The organism is Dehalococcoidia bacterium, assembly GCA_035310145.1.
Lineage (GTDB): Bacteria > Chloroflexota > Dehalococcoidia > CAUJGQ01 > CAUJGQ01 > CALFMN01.
The window spans coordinates 20,766-37,241 of the sequence record DATGEL010000101.1; the positions used below are offsets into that span (position 1 = coordinate 20,766).

The 16,476-nt window shown below is 69.6% G+C and carries 15 protein-coding genes and 1 tRNA gene; 6 read left to right on the forward strand and 10 right to left on the reverse strand.

Annotation, left to right across the window (positions count from 1 at the left end; genetic code table 11):
* Positions 1 to 10: 10 nt before the first annotated feature.
* Together VKV26_19000 and VKV26_19005 are read left to right on the forward strand one after the other, a co-directional pair.
* Positions 11 to 415 carry a hypothetical protein gene (locus VKV26_19000; protein HLZ71998.1) on the forward strand — a complete coding sequence of 135 codons (405 nt, stop codon included), beginning with the start codon at positions 11 to 13 and terminating at the stop codon, positions 413 to 415.
* 72 nt (positions 416 to 487) lie between these two features.
* Positions 488 to 757 carry a hypothetical protein gene (locus tag VKV26_19005; protein ID HLZ71999.1) on the forward strand — a complete coding sequence of 90 codons (270 nt, stop codon included), beginning with the start codon at positions 488 to 490 and terminating at the stop codon, positions 755 to 757.
* An 87-nt stretch (positions 758 to 844) separates the two neighbouring features.
* Here VKV26_19005 and VKV26_19010 read toward each other — a convergent pair whose 3' ends face one another.
* Positions 845 to 1,342 carry a hypothetical protein gene (locus VKV26_19010; protein HLZ72000.1) on the reverse strand — a complete coding sequence of 166 codons (498 nt, stop codon included), beginning with the start codon at positions 1,340 to 1,342 and terminating at the stop codon, positions 845 to 847.
* 135 nt (positions 1,343 to 1,477) lie between these two features.
* On the opposite strand from VKV26_19010, the gene VKV26_19015 reads away from it, so the two are divergent.
* Entirely contained in the window at positions 1,478 to 2,077 is a 600-nt protein-coding gene (locus VKV26_19015; protein ID HLZ72001.1) for a hypothetical protein, read from the forward strand.
* A gap of 98 nt (positions 2,078 to 2,175) precedes the next feature.
* On the opposite strand, the gene VKV26_19020 is transcribed toward VKV26_19015, so the two are convergent.
* A tRNA-Lys gene (locus VKV26_19020) sits at positions 2,176 to 2,247 on the reverse strand.
* Positions 2,248 to 2,325: 78 nt separating this feature from the next.
* Positions 2,326 to 3,117 (reverse strand): signal peptidase I, encoded by a 792-nt coding sequence (lepB, locus tag VKV26_19025; protein HLZ72002.1) that lies wholly within the window; start codon positions 3,115 to 3,117, stop codon positions 2,326 to 2,328.
* A 735-nt stretch (positions 3,118 to 3,852) separates the two neighbouring features.
* Between lepB and VKV26_19030 the strand changes: the two genes are divergently transcribed.
* Both VKV26_19030 and VKV26_19035 read left to right on the forward strand, forming a co-directional pair.
* Positions 3,853 to 5,400: a DUF1800 domain-containing protein gene (locus tag VKV26_19030; protein ID HLZ72003.1), complete on the forward strand. Its 1,548-nt coding sequence runs from the start codon at positions 3,853 to 3,855 to the stop codon at positions 5,398 to 5,400.
* A 96-nt stretch (positions 5,401 to 5,496) separates the two neighbouring features.
* Positions 5,497 to 6,726, forward strand: coding sequence for a DUF1501 domain-containing protein (locus VKV26_19035; GenBank protein HLZ72004.1), 1,230 nt, complete (start codon positions 5,497 to 5,499; stop codon positions 6,724 to 6,726).
* Positions 6,727 to 6,996: 270 nt separating this feature from the next.
* Here the strand turns inward: VKV26_19035 and VKV26_19040 are convergent, their stop codons facing one another.
* The 5 genes from VKV26_19040 to VKV26_19060 all read right to left on the reverse strand — a co-directional run bounded on the left by VKV26_19040 (position 6,997) and on the right by VKV26_19060 (position 12,485).
* A complete protein-coding gene (locus VKV26_19040; protein ID HLZ72005.1) occupies positions 6,997 to 7,872 on the reverse strand; it encodes a metal ABC transporter permease in 876 nt (291 codons plus the stop codon).
* Positions 7,873 to 7,877: 5 nt separating this feature from the next.
* The gene (locus VKV26_19045; protein ID HLZ72006.1) at positions 7,878 to 8,834 is read right to left on the reverse strand and encodes a metal ABC transporter ATP-binding protein; all 957 of its coding nucleotides are present in this window, start codon (positions 8,832 to 8,834) and stop codon (positions 7,878 to 7,880) included.
* Between the two features lie 35 nt (positions 8,835 to 8,869).
* A complete protein-coding gene (locus tag VKV26_19050; GenBank protein HLZ72007.1) occupies positions 8,870 to 9,934 on the reverse strand; it encodes a metal ABC transporter substrate-binding protein in 1,065 nt (354 codons plus the stop codon).
* A 230-nt stretch (positions 9,935 to 10,164) separates the two neighbouring features.
* On the reverse strand, positions 10,165 to 11,595 hold the full coding sequence (locus VKV26_19055; GenBank protein ID HLZ72008.1) for an amidase family protein: 1,431 nt from the start codon (positions 11,593 to 11,595) through the stop codon (positions 10,165 to 10,167).
* A 134-nt stretch (positions 11,596 to 11,729) separates the two neighbouring features.
* Positions 11,730 to 12,485: a hypothetical protein gene (locus VKV26_19060; protein ID HLZ72009.1), complete on the reverse strand. Its 756-nt coding sequence runs from the start codon at positions 12,483 to 12,485 to the stop codon at positions 11,730 to 11,732.
* Between the two features lie 265 nt (positions 12,486 to 12,750).
* Here VKV26_19060 and VKV26_19065 point away from each other — a divergent pair, with 265 nt between their 5' ends.
* On the forward strand, positions 12,751 to 14,079 hold the full coding sequence (locus tag VKV26_19065; GenBank protein ID HLZ72010.1) for an MFS transporter: 1,329 nt from the start codon (positions 12,751 to 12,753) through the stop codon (positions 14,077 to 14,079).
* A 33-nt stretch (positions 14,080 to 14,112) separates the two neighbouring features.
* Here the strand turns inward: VKV26_19065 and aroC are convergent, their stop codons facing one another.
* On the reverse strand, positions 14,113 to 15,195 hold the full coding sequence (aroC, locus tag VKV26_19070; protein HLZ72011.1) for a chorismate synthase: 1,083 nt from the start codon (positions 15,193 to 15,195) through the stop codon (positions 14,113 to 14,115).
* Between the two features lie 65 nt (positions 15,196 to 15,260).
* On the reverse strand, positions 15,261 to 16,232 hold the full coding sequence (locus VKV26_19075; GenBank protein HLZ72012.1) for a LysR family transcriptional regulator: 972 nt from the start codon (positions 16,230 to 16,232) through the stop codon (positions 15,261 to 15,263).
* Positions 16,233 to 16,476: the final 244 nt, after the last annotated feature.

The window sequence follows — 16,476 nt, forward strand, 5'->3', positions numbered from 1 at the left end:
GGAGAGCCGTGTGACGCCAACCCCGGAAGATTGCGCCGTGCTGCGCCGCTGGATCGAGCGGATTCTTGCCGACGTCGCCGATCTCGACGGCCGCGGCCGCGGCGCGCCGGAGACCGCTCACGGCGGCGAGCCGCCGGCGCCAGCGTTCGACTGGGCGCCGCTGCTGCGCGAGGCCGTGACCGCCTACGCGGAGCGCGATCCGCTCGCCTTCCTTGCCGCCCTGATTCGCGCCATCCCGCGCGGGCAGGCCGTCGATCTCGGCCCGCTCTCAACCGAGCTGCTCGTGGCCCTGCGGGCCCGGCTGCGCGCCGCCGACGAGCAGGCGGCAACGGTGATCGATCCCGAGGCGCTGGCGGCGCTGCGCGCGGTCGAACAGATCCTGCGCGGGGATGATCATAATCCTCGCGCCGGCTGACCTCTCCGCACGGTACGGTTTCTCTCAGATGTGCAGTGCGTAGCCGGCGGGACGGCTGGTGTGCGGCCATTCATGTTCAGGCATCGCGCGAAGCCCCGTCACGTCGAGGTCGAAGACGAGGCGATTGTGGCCGAGACTGCGGATGACGCGCTGCTGATCGCGGACTGGCAAGGCCGGCTCTACAGGATACCGCGCGCCATGCTGGCGCGGTACGAGGTCGAATCCGCGGAGGGACTCGGCGGCCACGCCGCGAGCGCGGCGGCGCTCCCCCTGCTGGGAACCGCGCTGGAACAGCGCCGCGGCCAGCGCAACCATCCGCACGACGACGGCCGCGATCGCTAGTCGCCGCGGGCCGGCGCAGTAGCGCAGCGTGCGCCTGGCCCGCACCTCCGTGACGGGCCGTTGCCGCGGGCCGCGCGGCGCCCGCCGTCAGCGTGCCGCCCCACCCCGTCCCGCGCCGATCGCTGCCGCCGCCAGTCGCCGGCCAAGCGCCGCGACCTCCGCTTGCAACCGGGTGAATGTCGCCTCGGTGATCGCCATGATGCGGCGCTCGTCGTCGGACGCCGCCTGCTGCTCGGGGAAGCGCGTGTCGCCAACATCGGGCACGTCCCAGACCTCGCACGCCCCGCCGGGCAGAAGAAGGCTCGCCGCGCACGCCTCCCGCACAGCCGCTTCCATGAACATGACCAGATCGGCCGCAGCGAGCAGATCGGGCGTCGTCTGTGTCCACACGGGTGACATGAAGGGAATCAGGCCGCCGCGCTTCAGCAGGCGCAGGGCATACCAGCTGATCGGCCCGTTGAGGTTCTCCGCCGCGCGGATGCCGCTGGAGCTGGCCCGCACCCCGACGAGCCTCTGGCTGTTGAGCAACGCCTCAGCCAGCCGGCTGCGGTAGACATTGCCCATACAGACGAAGTGGACATGCATGCGTTACCTCGGCGGTGCACCGCCGACGCACCGGGCGGGCGCCGGCGCCTGCGGCCAGTATAGCGGCCCGGATCGCATGGCAGATCTGTGCCCCCGTGCTGCTATACTGGCGCCGGGTTTCCCGTGGAGGCTGCGGTGTCCCGGCGGCGCATGCTGCTCATCGTCGTCGTGCTCGGAGCGCTCGCGGTGACTTGCAGCGCAGCCGCCCACCTGACCCTTGCCGGCGACCGCGACAGCAGCGGCTTCGATGCGTATCTGCATCGCTCGAGCGGTGCGCTCGCCGACCCGGTGAACCTGATCTTCCGTGGCAGCCTCAGCGAGGCCGAGGCCGCGGTGCCGCGTGTGCTCGGCTGGCAGCCCGTACGGGGCAGCATGATGGTCTTCTATGACCGCGGCGAGCACCGGCGCACGGCGGCGCAGTTCGGCATGGGGCTGCCCGGCGGCTCGCGCTATCACCTGCGGCTCGAAGCCGCCAGGAACGCGCGCGGGCAGGCGTACGTGCTGGCCGGCGTGCACCGCGACGATCCGGCCGCCTGCGGTCACGTCGGGCGTGCCTTCGATGCCGCGCGCGATCTGGTCGCGGGCCAGTTCCGGCAGGCCGGCTATACCGTGGGCAGCCTGGAGCCGGGCAACACGCGGCCGGGCCGCCAGTGCGACGGCAGCCTGAGCGCGGGCGACGGCCGCATCGCGGTGATCGATCTCTCATCCGCGCCGGCGGCAACCACGACGCCGTGATCAACGCCCCGCGAGGCGCGGCGCCTGTCGGGCCGGTATCGCCCGCATCGTGTCCGCCCACGTTGCCCCGCCTTGCGCACGATTCGCGGGCAAACGGGTGAGCCGGGTGGGATTCGAACCCACGATCAACGGATTAAAAGTCCGCTGCACTGCCGCTGTGCTACCGGCCCCAGGCGAGAAGGGAAGGCGCCCGCCGCGCACTTGCGCCGAGCGCTATCAGTGTACGCCGTGTGCGACGTAGACGCCTGCTACTGGCCGTCGGCTTTGGGCGCGAGCTTCGTGGCGTGGTTCGGCGCGAGGCCGATGTTGTCCCAGCCGTGCTGGCACTGGGCGCCGCCGCACCAGTAGATCAGCAGCGCCTTGCCGATGATCTTGTTCGCCTGCACCGGTCCCCAGAAGCGCGAGTCGCTGCTGTTGCCGCGATTGTCGCCCATCACAAAGAACTGATCCGGCCCCAGCACCACGTGGCAGTACTGGCCCTGGCACTCGGTGCGCTGCTTGATGTACGGCTCGTCCACGGCCTGGCCGTTCACCGTCACCGTGTTGTCGTGCACGTCTACCGTGTCGCCCGGCCGGCCGATCACGCGCTTGATGAAGTCCTTCGAGTCGCCGCCAACCTGCGGCGGCGGATGAAAGACGATCACGTCGCCGCGCTGCGGGCCGTGGAAGATGTAGTGCATCGGATCGTTGCCCGCGGAGACGAACGGCAAGAACTTGTGCACGGTGCGCAGGTCGATGCGCGCATACACGGCCTTGTTCACCAACATGTATTCGCCGTCGATGAAGCTCGGCACCATGCTGGAGCCTTCGACCTTGAAGTTCTGCACCACCGCCCGCACGGCAAGGAAGATCAGCACCGCGAGGACGATGGTCTCCACCACCTCGCGCACGATCGCCAGCGTCGAGCGGCCGCGGCGCTTCGGCTCCGGCGCCGGAGGGCCCTCGTCCACCGGCGCTTCGTCCGCCGCGATCACCGAGCCGAGCTGCGATGCAGGGTAGCCGATCTCGTCCGCCGGCGGCGGCTCCAGGCCACCCGCCATGTCCGGAAAGCGCGACACTAACCGCGACGGCTGCCCCGGCAGGGGCGGGGCGCCTACCAGCCCATCGTCGGATTCCGTTTCGATCTGCGAGGTGACGGGCGCGGCGGAAAGAGGGAGATACCTCCGATCGCCGGAAGCGCCGTTTTCGGAGGGCGGAGGGTAATTGCTGCTCAAGGCGTCCGATCCACTCCGCCACGCGCGGCGGAGATCCTCCGCGGGCGCCGGCGGGCCGCGCGCCGAAACGGCAAGAGTTCACGCGCGTGCTTTGAGTATAGCATCGGCTCACGCACGCACCGAATAGAGGATTTCGCCGCGAACCAGCCGCAATGCTCATTGTTAGACATGGTTTCAATACCGGCTCGCGTTCCCCCTTGCAGGTGCGCGATCGCACGTGAACGCGGTTTTGAAACCATCTGTTAACCCCCTGCGCGGTGTACGCGACGCCGGGCCGGCTCGACACGCCCTCATCGGATTCTCATCGCCCGCGGCCACGCTGCATCTGCGGCAACGTGATCGGTGGCCGCGGCAGTTCGGAGCGGCGCCGGGCCGCAGGCTTCCAGGAAGAGCAACAATCCGCTGACGGCTGAAACGCGGTCGCCGTGGTCGTCGTGCTCTACGGCGATAGGCGTCGCGCCGGCTCCGCGGAGCTTGCCGGTCGAGCAGACCCTTCCGGGTCGTGAAGCATTTTCGTCGTGAAGCATTTTCGTCGTGAAGCATTTTCAAGGAGGTCGGGAAGTGGACGGGCAGGGACGATCCGAGCGCCGGCCTGGCGGCATCGCCTCGCGCCGCGCCTTTCTGCGAGGGGCCGCGACCGCCGGCGTGGGCGCGGCGCTCGTCACGCTCTGGGAGCCGGCGAACCTGGGGCGGGTGCGCAGCGCACAGGCCGCCATGGCGCTGGATGGCGCCGCGCGCCGTTCGCGATCGCATAACGCCTGGATCGCCGAGGGCGGCGACGGCGGCCGCAATCAGACCGCGGACGATCGCGCACAGATGGCGCACCTGCTGCGCCGCGCCGGCTTCTCCGCAACACCGGCCGAGGTCGACGCGCTGCTGCCGCTCGGCATCGCCGGCGCCGTCGATTTCCTGCTGAACTACGACCAGGTCGCGGACCCGGCGCTCGACTACGCCAACGGCGTCGGCCTGGACCTGAGCAAGACCACCGACGCGATTCGCTGGTGGTTGCTGCGCATGATCTACACCACCCGCCCCTTGCAGGAGAAGCTGACGCTCTTCTGGCACGGCATTCTCACCTCGGCCGTGTCCAAGGTCGGCCAGCGCTACCTGAACACGCTGCTGGCGCAGAACGAGTTCCTGCGCGCCAACGCCACCAGCACATACGACGTGCTGCTCAAGGGCATCTCCCGCGACCCGGCGATGATGGTCTGGCTCGATCTGCAAACCAGCACGAAAGCGCACCCAAACGAGAACTTCGCCCGCGAGCTGCAAGAGCTGTTCTCGCTTGGTATCGGCAACTACAGCGAAGACGACGTACGCGAGGCGGCCCGCGCCCTTACCGGCTACCAGCTCGATAAGGATCGCAACTTCGTCTACAACGCCAAACAGCACGACGACGGCGCGAAGACCTATCTGGGCCAAACGGGCAACTGGGGCGGCGACGACATCATCGACATCATCCTGCAGCAACGCGCCGCCGCCGAGTACATCGTGAAGCGCCTGTGGAGCTTCTTCGCCTATCCGAACCCCGAGGCCGAAGTCATCGCCGCCCTGGCCGACACCTTCCAGTCGTCGAGCTACAGCATCAAGGCGGTGCTGCGGCAACTGTTCACCACGCCGCAGTTCTACAGCGACACGGCGATGGGCGCGCTGATCAAGAGCCCCACCGAGTTCGTGGTCGGCGCCGTGCGCAGCCTCGGCCTGCAAACCGACGCCTCGACCTTCCCGCAGCAGATGGCGCTGATGAATCAGTTGCTCTTCGATCCGCCGAACGTGGCGGGCTGGCCCGGTGGCGCAGCCTGGCTGAGCAGCAGCACCTTCTTTGCCCGCATGAACTTCCTGAACGGCCTGATCTACGCGAAGGCCGGCGGCCCGACCAGCCAGCCGGACGCGACGCAGCTGCTGGGCGACTACGCCGGCCTCTCGCCCGACGATGCGATCGGCACGGCCGCGGCCACGCTGCTGAGCACACAGCTCGGCGGTTCCAGCCAGCAGGTGATCACGCAGTTCCTCAGCGACACGAACGGCGGCACGGCGCAGGTCACGGACAAGAACGTCAAGTCGTTCCTCTACCTCGTGCTGGCAACGCCCGAGGGCCAGCTCGTGTAAGGGTTAAGGAATGGTGGACTGTGGCACCGCCTTAACCAATACAACACCGCAGTTCCCCCTCTCCATTTCATGGAGAGGGGGCCAGGGGGTGAGGCCATGTTTACACGGCGCGACTTCATCAAGACCGGCGCGGCGCTGGTTTCGCTCGGCGCCGGCGTACCCAGGATCTTCCGCCAGGGGCTGGCGCTGGCCGACTACGACGCCTCGGACCAGCCGGAGCGCACGCTGGTCGTGCTGCAGCTCGCCGGCGGCAACGACGGCCTCAACACCGTGATCCCCTACGCCGACGGCAACTATCACACGCTGCGCCCCGCGCTCGGTATCGCGCCGGAGAAGGTCATCCGCCTGAACGACACACTGGGCCTGCATCCGGCGATGACCGGGCTCAAAGCCCTCTGGGACCAGAAGATGGTCGCGATCGTCAACGGCGTGGGCTACCCGAACCCGAACTACTCGCACTTCCGTGCGATGGAGATCTGGCAGTCGGCCCACCCGGAGACGGTCCCCGGCGAGGGCTGGGTCGGCACGTACCTCGACGCGCAGGCAGCCGAGCACAACTCGCTGATCGGCCTCAACATCGGTGCCTCGACGCCGCCGGAGTTTTACTCGGCGCTGCCGCCCGTGCCCTCGTTCCAGCGGCCGCAGGACTACCAGTTGCGCCCCGGCTCCGATCCGGCAGCGCAGAACAAGCAGCGCGACACCTCGGTGCTGCAACTCTACGAGCTGCTGCCGGGCGAGGCGAAGTACGGCGCCCTCCTGCAGGGCACGGTCGAAGACTCGTTCGACAGCTCGCAGAAGCTGACCGGCATCGTCAACGACTATAAGACGACGGTGCAGTATCCGCAGTCGGGCCTCGCCAACGGCCTGAAGATGATCGCTGCGGTGCTCGCCGCGAACGTCGGCTTGCGCGTGGCGCACGTCACGATCGGCGGCTTCGACACGCACTCGCGCCAGGCGAACACGCAGGAGACGCTGTTGCAGCAGCTCTCGGACGGGCTGGCGGCCTTCTACCAGGACCTGGCGCAGCACAACCGCGCCCAGAACACGGTGACGATGACCTGGTCGGAGTTCGGCCGCCGCGCCGGCCAGAACGCGTCGGACGGCACCGACCACGGCTCGGCCGCGCCGCTGTTCGTCGTCGGCGGGCCGGTGAAGGGCGGCTTCTACGGCGACTATCCCTCGCTCGCCAACCTGGACGCCGGCAACCTGCGCTTCACCACGGATTTTCGCGCGGTCTACGCCACGCTGCTCGACCGCTGGCTGCAGGCCGACGCCGACGCCCTGCTCGGCGCCCACTTCGACCGGCTGGGCTTTCTGGCAGCGTGAGCTGCCCTTACTCCCATACACAGGCGATAGGAGATCCACCACGCTCAACGAGCGTATGGGCGAGAGAAGCGGACCGAGCCGAGCTGCGGCTTTCCGGTGCGCCGTAGGTCGCGCCACGCGGCGCGAAGGGCGCACAAGTCGCGCACCCACAATCGACAGCTAACCCGACGCCCCCGGTACTTCTCCAGCCGGATCGCCCCACTCCCTCTCCCAGGATTGGGAGAGGGACCAGTAGAAGATCACGGGGGTGAGGATGAGGGCCGAAAGCCTTCAGTGCTCCTCGACGCTCAGCGCCAGGCGCGAGCTGACGATGCCGCGCTGCAGGCGGAGGCGGGCGCGGAAGATCACGAAGGCCAGCACGACGACGAACAGGGCGGCCGAGAAGAGCACGATCGTCGCGCCGGAGGCCACGTCGGTGTAATAGCTGGTGTAGATGCCGGCGAAGCCCGTCAGCGCGCCCAGCAGCGTGGCGAGAATCAGCATCTTCGCGAAGCTGTCGGTGAACAGCCGCGCGATCACGGGCGGAATCACCAGCGCCGCCGCGATCAGCGTCACGCCCATCACGTTGATCGAGACGATGATCGCCGCCGCCAGCACGAGGGCAAACAACGCGTCGACCGCGCCCGTGGGCACGCCGTAGATGCCGGCGACCTCGGGGTCGAAAGTCAGGAACAGTAACTGCTTGTAGGCGAAGAAGATCACGAGCAGCGTGGCGGCCGAGACGCCGGCGATCACGGCCAGGTCCGTGTTGGTCACGCCGAGCAGGTTGCCGAACAGCGCCGCGTCGAAGTTGCGCGTGAAGGAGTGGGCGCGCGAGATCAGCGCCACACCGAAGGCGAAGCTGGCCGTGGTCACGATGCCGATCGCCGCGTCGGCGCCGATCTGCCGCCGCTTCGTCGTCTGGTTGATCAGCAGCGCCGCCACGAAGCCCCAGGCGCCGGCGATCAGGTAGAAGTTCCAGCCGAGCACGTAGCCGACGACGGCGCCGCCGAACACCGCGTGCGACATGCCGTGGCCGATGTAGCTCATCTTCCGCAGCACGACGAAGGCGCCGACCAGGCCGCACAAGCCGCCCACCAGCGTGGCGGCCAGCAGCCCATGGCGGAAGAACTCGTAGTCGAACGGGGCGAAGAGGTCGAGAAACATCGTCTCTATCCGTCGTGGCTGTGCCCGTCGACGTGGCCCGCAGCGCCGGCGTGGACGTGCTCGTGCGAGTGACTGTGCTCGTGTTCATGCACGTGGCCCTGGCCCCGCGCCAGCGCCTCCTTGAGGAAGTGCGGCATGTCCGAGACGAGCGTCAGGCCGTCCTGCTTGAGCACGAAGATCGGCGCCTTATACGTGCGGCTGAGCACCTCCGGCGTAAACACGTCGTCGGGATGGCCCTGCGCCACGATGGCGCCGTTGACGCAGACCACGAAGGGCAGGTGCGCGGCCACGGCGTTGATCTCGTGCGTGGCCATGATCACGGTCACGCCCTCGGCGTTCAGGTCGGCCAGGATGTGCAGGATGTCGTCGCGCGTGCGGATATCCACGCCGCTGGTGGGCTCGTCCAGCAACAGCAGCTTCGGGCTGCGGATCAGCGCCCGCGCCAGGAAGACGCGCTGCTGCTGGCCGCCGGAAAGGTTGCGGATGTGGCGATTGTGCAGATCCGCCAGCCCCAGCCGTTCGAGGATGCCGAACATGCGCTCGCGGTCGCGCCGCCGCGCCCAGGGCCAGGGGCCGGACTCCATCGTCCGCCCCATCAGCACGACTTCCGCCACGGTCACCGGGAAGTTCCAGTCCACGGTTTCGAGCTGCGGCACGTAGCCGACGTGCGCCCGCCGCCGGCCGGAGACGCGCTTGCCGTCCACCAGCACCTCGCCGCGGTAGACCTCGACGGCGCCCAGCATGGCGCGCAGCAGCGAGGTCTTGCCGGAGCCGCTGGGTCCGACGATGCCGGCGAACTGGCCGGGCGCGATCGCCAGGTTCACATCGCTGAGCACGGGCGTGCCCTGGTAGCCGATAGAGACGCCGCACAGCTCGACCAGCGGCCGCGCGGCCGCCTCGACGGGCAGCGCGCGCGATTGGCCGGGAGTGACAGCCTGCGGCAGCGGCTTGGCGAGTGCCATAGAACCTCGATCCGGGGCAGCAGACCCCGGCGCCATCATTTGACGAAGGTGTTGTCCGGCGCAATGCCGTTGAGCGCGTCGGTGTTGCCGCCCATCGCCGGGAGCATGATGCGCATGTCGTCCAGCAGCATGCCGACGTAGGTGTGCTGCGCCGAGTCCCTGGCGCCCGGCGGCTCGTCGTCGCGCAGCTTGTCGATGAACCTGGCGTGGCCCTCGCGCGCGATCTGCTCCAGCACCTTGCTGGGGAAGACCTCGGAGCCGAACACGGCCGGCACCTGCTGCCGCTTGATCTGGTCGATCAGCGCCGCGACTTCTTGTGCGCTCGGTTCTTTGAAGTCGGAGGGCTGGGCGGCGCCGATCACGGTCCAGCCGTAGCGCCGCGCCCAGTAGGCCCAGGAGTCGTGGTAGGTCAGCAGCTTGCGCTGGTTCGCGGGCACGGTCTGTGTCGCCTGGGCGATGGCGCCGTCGAGCCTGGTCAGCAGCGCCGTGTAGCGATCGAGGTTGCCCTTGTAGTAGTCCGCGTTGGCCGCGTCGTTCTGCGCCAGCCAGCCCTCGACCAACTGCGCGTACTTGAGCGCGTACTGCGGGTTCATCCACAGGTGCGGGTTCGGATCACCTTTGGCGCGCGGGAAGGAGAAATCGTAGAGGAAGCAGGTGTCACAGTTCTCGGCGTCGCCGGCGAGCGTATTGTCGGCCAGGTGGTAGATCTTGCTCTTGTCCTTGAGATTCTGCTGCGCGACCTTCTCCGTCGAGCCTTCGAGATGGGCGCCGTTCATGATCAGCATCGAGGCGCGCGAGAGCACCTCGGCGTCGGACGGCTTCGGCTCGAACGTATGCGAGTCCACGCCGTCGGGAATCAGGCCGTGGACGTGAATGCGGTCGCCGCCGATGTTGAGCACGATGTTGGTGAGCGGCGCGACCGTCGTCGCAACCTTGAGCCTGCCGTCGTGGGCGGTGAAGTTGTCGTCCGTCCCTGCCTCGCCGGCGCCGGGCCTGGCCGAGCTGGATGAGCAGCTCGTCAGCACCCAGAGCGCCAGCAGAACGGGCAACGCCAGCAGCCACGCGGTGCGGCGGGGCCGTCGAAGGAGCGCAGCAGACATCGGTGGCCACCGTACAGGCAGGAGTGCGCTCGCGGCCGCGGCGCGCCACTCCCACTATACGGTCTAATTGCAAGCAGCCGCAATTGCGTCTGTATGTGAGTAGCGTGATTGCCATGACACTGGCAGACGCCCGCGCACCGGGCCCGCGGCGGCGAGCGCGCGGCTTCCGGCGCGTCAACGGTCGGAGCGCGCCGGTGTAATCTCGCCGCGCCGCGCGGAGCCGGTGCGGGCTAGCCGTCAAACGGCGGGCGCTGCATGCCCTCGGGTATCGCCAGCTCGAAGGCGCGGGCCGCCTGCAGCACCAGCAGATCGTCGCCGAAGCGGCCGGCGATCTGCACGGCCACCGGCAGGCCGTCCGGCGTGAAGCCACAGGGCATGCTGGCCACCGGCTGGCCGGTGCCATTGAACGGCGCGGTGAAGGCGATCAGGCCGAAGGTGTTGGGTTGCTCTTCACCGTTGATCGTGAAGGTGCGGGCGCCGATCGGGATCGCGGCGTTGGGCAGCGCCGGCGTGAGCAGCAGATCGTGCTGATCGAAGAAGGTCGCCGCTCGCCGCCGCCACTGCCGCAGCGCGATCAGGGCGTCGAAGTACTGCAGGAGTGAGGTCTTCTCCAGCTCCTGCAGGCCGTGGCGCACGACGGGTGTGAGGTCTTCGGCGTGTTCGCGCTGCAGCGCCGCGCGCTCGGCGCTGAAGTTGCCTGCGGCCCCGGCCACGCGCCAGGCCTCAAGCCCCTCGCCGGCGCCTTCGGGCGCGGCCTGCGCGATCGTGCCGACCGCGCCCTCGAAGCGCCGCACGGCCCGCTCGCAGACTTCGAGATAGATGCCGTCGCAGCGGGCGTAGCCGAGGTCCGGCGTCCAGGCGACGCGTAGGTTCCGCGGCAGCGCATCGACGTTTTCGGCAAACGCGGCGGCGGGGCCGATCTGGGAGAAGGGATCGCGCACATCCGGCCCGGCGCAGCCATCCATGTACAGCGCCAGGTCGTGCACACTTCGCGCCAGCGGCCCCTCGTGCGAGAAGAACTCGCCGGTGAGGTTGAACGACGTGTCGCGGGCGATGCGGCCCAGCGAGGGCTTGAACCCCGGCACGCCGCACATCGCCGCGGGGATGCGGATCGAGCCGCCGAAGTCGGTGCCCAGCGCCAGCGGGCCGAGGCCGGCCGCGACCGCCGCGCCGGCGCCACCGCTGGAGCCGCCGGGCGTGCATCCCAGGTTCCAGGGGTTGCGGGCCGATTCGCCCAGGCGGTTCTCATTGGTGGGCAACGAGCCGAACTCGGGTGTGTTGGTCTTGCCCAGCAGCACGGCGCCGGCCGCGCGCAGCCGCGCCACACTCCAGGCGTCGGCCTCTGGTACGTAGTCCTTGTACAACAGCGAGCCGTAGGTCATCGGCATGCCGCGCACCTGGACCAGGTCCTTGATCGAGGTCGGCACGCCCGCGAGCGCGCCGGCGTTGCCGGCGCGGTAGGCCGCCTCGGCGGCGCGGGCGGCGCGCAGGGCGCCGTCGGCATCGACGTACAGAAAGGCGTGCAGCGCCGGGTTCAGCCGTCCAATCCGGGCAAGCACGGCCTCGGTGACTTCGACCGGGCTGAGCGTGCCGGCGCGGAAGCCGGCCAGCAACTCGGCGGCGCTGGTGAAGCAGAGATCGGTCGTCGTCGCGGTCGTCATAGCGATCCTCCTGCGCTGCCGGCGGGCGTGGGGCGGGGCCAGTCTAGCATAGGCCAGCGGCCGCCACGGCACGGCCGCGCTGCAAGCCGCACGTCCCAGCGCCTTCGCCGATGGGCACGGCGCCGCGGTTAGGATCAGGCGAACGACACGGTCCAGGCAGACTGGTTTTGGATGTCGTTGGTGACGTAGAACACGTACGGCCCGTCGTCCGGCAGGCCGATCGCATAGCTGTTCGGGTTGTCGGGGATGCTGAAATCGAAGATGCGCCCGTCATAGCTCATGGCGCCGGCCTGCACGGCGGAGCCGCCCAGGTCGTCCACGTGGTAGAGATAGCCGAGCAACGGCGCGCCCTGCGGCGCGTCCAGCGAGATCTGCGAGATGCCGTCCGGCAGCATGAAGTAGGGCGTCACGTCCTGGCCCTTGCCGGAGAAGCTCGTCTGCTGCACGGGGCTGATGTTCTCGGGCAGCGGCTGCTCGACGGCGACCTGCCAGGCGCCGCTCGCGGTCACGGCGAGGTAGTAATCGGCGTTCTGCGCGGCCATGGCCGCGGCGCCGCCCTTGTAGGCGCCGATGATGTCGTAAACCAGCGAGTTGTCCGTGGTCTGCGCCATGTCGAAGGCGTCCTGCGGGCTGTAGCCGCCGTTCGGCACCGCCAGGTTGACGACGAAGTTGCCTGTGCCGTTGTGCTGTGCCCGCAGCACGGTGACGCCGGCGAGCAGCGTGACCGGTCCCACCACCGATTTTCCGGAGGCGCCGCGGAAGCTGGGTGCGCCGGGAATCGCCTGTGCCCGTGCGGGCGCCGCGCCCAGGCGCAGCAGACGCGGCGCCGCCAGCAGACTCGCTCCGACACCGCCCGACAGAGCCAGGAACCGCCGCCGCGTGGTGCGCATCGAATGCCTCCCCCCTTCCGTGCCCGCCCGACCGCCGGCCATACTCCGCGAATTGTACGCTACTTCCCAAGCATACCGGCTACGGACAGCCACCTTACCGTTGCGTAGACCCCATTCCGTTAATTTCTAGACGCACGGCCGCGGCCATCCGTTCCGCCCCTCGCAGGATGACCGGCTCCGGCGCCCTGCCGCATACTGACACGGGCCGGCGCATGGCGCTGTTCTGCGCGCGATGCCGGCCGCGGACGCGGGTGCGGAGGCGGGCGTGGAGACGGTGGAGCAGTCGTCCGCCCCGCCGCGGCACGGGCTCGCCGGCCGGCTGCTGGCGCGGCAGTTCTCCTCGCTGGCGAGCTACAACTACCGGCTTTTCTTCTGCGGCCAGGTTATCTCGCTGATCGGCAGCTATATGCAGTCCACCGGCCAGGCCTGGCTGGTGCTGAAACTGACCGGCTCGCCCGCCGCGCTCGGCCTCGTCGTCACCTTGCAGTACCTGCCGGTGACGTTGCTGTCGTTGCTGGGCGGGGCCCTGGCCGATCGCCTGCCGAAGCGGCCGGCGATCATGGCCCTGCTGGCGCTGGAGACGGTGCAGGCCACGCTGCTCAGCCTTGTCGTAGTCACGGGCGTGGTACAGCTCTGGCAGATCTACGCGCTGGCGGCGTTCCTCGGCGTGATGAACGCGCTGGAGCGGCCGGTGCGGCAGACCTTCTTTGTCGAGCTGGTGGGGCGCGAGCGGCTGGTCAACGCCGTGGCGCTCAACTCGACGATCCTCAACGCCTCGCAAGTGATCGGCCCGGCGATCGGCGGCTTTGTCATCGCCGTCTTCGGCATCGCCGCGACCTTCGAGGTCAACGCGGTCAGCTTCCTCGCCGTGCTGGCGGGCTACGCCCTGATGCGCCCCGCCGAGTTCTACGAAGCGAAGGGACGGCCGCAGTCACGCGGGGTGCTGCGCGACATCCGCGACGGTCTGCGCTACTCGTTCGGCACCCCCGGCGTCCTCTTCATCCTGCTGCTCGTCGGCTGCACCAGCCTGTTCGCCTACAACTTCAGCGTGATGATTCCGCTGATCGCCCGCTTCGTGCTGCACACGGGCGCGGCCGGCTTCGGCTTCCTCACGGCCAGCCTCGGCGCCGGCTCGCTGTTCGCCGCCTTCGCGATCGCGGGCATGCCCCTGCGCTCGGCGCGGGTTCTGGTGGTCAGCGGCGCCGCGGTGGCGGCGCTCACGGCGCTGCTGGCGCTGTCGCACGCCTATCTGCTCACGGCCGCGCTGCTGGTTGCGCTCGGCGTGGCCACGATGGCGCTCTACACCACGGCAAACACGACGCTGCAGCTCACCGCGCCGCCCGCGCTGCGCGGCCGCGTGATCAGCATCTACGTGTTGCTGCAGACGGGCACGATCCCGTTCGGCGGCGCCGCCAGCGGCTACCTGGCCGATCGCCTGGGCGTTTCGCCCACGCTCGCCGTGCAGGCGCTCTTATGTGCCGCGGGACTCGGGCTGGCGCTGGCCTACCGCCTGCGACGGCCGGAGGCTACGCCCCCCGTGCCGTACGTGACCGCCGGAGCGGCGCCGGGGCAGCCACGCCGCCCCGGCGCCTGATCGTCTGTTGCTGGAGTGCGCGAGCACGGCCGCTCAGCCGGCGCCGCGGATCGCCTGCTGGCGCAGCATGTGGTCGGCGAGCACGAGCGCGGCCATCGCCTCGACCATGGGCACGGCGCGCGGCAGCACGCAGGGATCGTGCCGGCCGCGGCCCTGGATCGTCGTCTCTTCATGGGCGCGGCTCACCGTGGCCTGCTCGCGCATGATCGTGGCCGTGGGCTTGAAGGCGACGCGGAAGTAGACCGTCTCACCGTTGCTGATGCCGCCCTGCACGCCGCCGCTGCGGTTCGTGCGCGTGCGCACGCGCCCGCCTTCCATGTAGAAGGCGTCGTTGTGCTCGCTGCCGCTGAGGTCCGTGCCGCCGAAGCCGGAGCCGATCTCGAAACCCTTGCTCGCCGGCAGGCTGAGCATCCCCTTCGCCAGGTCGGCTTCGAGGCGATCGAAGACCGGCTCGCCCCAGCCCGGCGGCACGCCGCGCACCGCGCAGGTGACGACGCCGCCCAGCGAGTTGCCGTCCTTGCGCGCCGCCTCGACCGCCGCGATCATACGCGCGGCCGTGGCCGGGTCGGGGCAGCGGATCGGCGTGCGCTCGACGTCGTCGCGCGTCACCGCTTCGACGTCGCACTCGACGCTGATCCGCGCGACCTTCGACACCCAGGCGACGATCTCCACGCCGGCCCCGCAGAGCAGCTTGCGCGCCACGGCGCCGGCAGCCACGCGGCCGGCAGTCTCGCGGGCGCTGGTGCGGCCGCCGCCGCGCCAGTCGCGGGCGCCGAACTTGGCGTCGTAGGTGTAATCGGCGTGGCTGGGACGGTACTTCTCCTGCACCTCGCGGTAGTCGCCGGGGCGCATGTCCTCGTTGCGGATCAGCAGGCTGATCGGCGTGCCCAGGGTCTGGCCATCGAACACGCCGCTCATAATCTGTACCGTGTCCGACTCTTTGCGCTGCGTGACGAGAGCGCTCTGGCCCGGGGCGCGGCGGTCCAGATCGGGCTGGATATCGGCCTCCGAGAGCGGCAGCAGCGGCGGGCAGCCGTCGATGATCGCGCCGATCGCCGCGCCGTGCGACTCGCCCCACGTCGTCACCCGGAACAGTTGGCCGAAGCTATTACCCACACCGCACTCCGTGCTCCAGTGCCTGCAGATCGTCCGCCTTCTGGCTCGCCGTCAACGCTTCTCTGTCACGGCGTGCGCCGTGCGCCTGCCCCCGCCACAACCGGCTCTGCCTCAGGCTCGCCGCCGGCGAGGATCGCGCCCAGCCCGTCCACCGCCTCGTAGAGAAAGCGCACGAAGCGCTCGCATTCCGGCGGGCGCTCGCCCGCGCCCGACTCGCTGACCCAGACGTGGCCGGTGATCGCGCCGGCCAGTCCTTCGACCTCGCGCAGCAAGCCGGCGCGGCGTTCGAGGATCGTGGCGCGGCGCGGCAGCAACGCGAAGCCAAGCCCGGCGGCGCAGGCGCCTTTCACCGCGTCGGCCGAGCTGAGAAAGCGCGTTTCCAGCCGCATGATGCCGCGCTCGGCCAGGCATTCGCGCAGCCGCTTCAGCGGGCCGTTGGCCTGGGCCATGTTGTAGACCACCGGCGTGCCGCTCAGCTCCTGCCGCGCCTCGCCGCCGGTATGCAGCGAGAAGGGCTCGTCCAGCCAGAAGCGTACGGAGACGCCCTCCGGCAGCTGAAACTGGTCGAGGCTGCCGGAGACGCCGACATCGGCCGCGCCCGTGGCCACGAGGTCGAGGATCTCGCTCGCCGGCGCCGTGATCAGCTCGACCAGGATGTCCGGCTCGCCCCGTGCGAAGTGCCGCACCAGCGGCGGCAGCAGGTACGAGCCCGTGACCGGCCCGGCGGCGATCACGATGCGCCGCGAGCGCAGCACATGCTGCGCGGCGTTGTCCAGCCGGTCGATCTCCGCCAGCGCCGCCTGGCAGGGGGAGAGCAGCGCCCGCCCCTCGGCCGTGAGGCGCACGCGCCGGCCGGAGCGCTCGAACAGGCGCAGGCCGAGCATCGCCTCCAGCCGCTTGATCTGCGCGTGCACGGCCGGCTCGGTGTAGTGCAGGCGTTCGGCCGCCTCCGCGTACGAGTTGCTGTCCGCCACGGTGACGAACGCCCGCAACTGGCGCACGGAGAGATCAACCAGTAACGATCCGTGAGTTCTCACGAACGGATTGTACATTGATACGCCACGATCGCGGCGCTACGCTGGCCGCGCCGCGCCGCCGGACGCTTGCCGTCGCGGTAATGCTTTCGCAAGCGCCGCAACGCGACGCAACGCCGTATGATGCGATGCGGAACACGAGCCGTCCGGCGGCGGACACGCGGAGGGGACGATGGGCAAACGCCAGATCCTCGAAGTGCCGGGGGTGACGCACGGCGCCGCACCGATCCCGATGGGCGTACGCGCG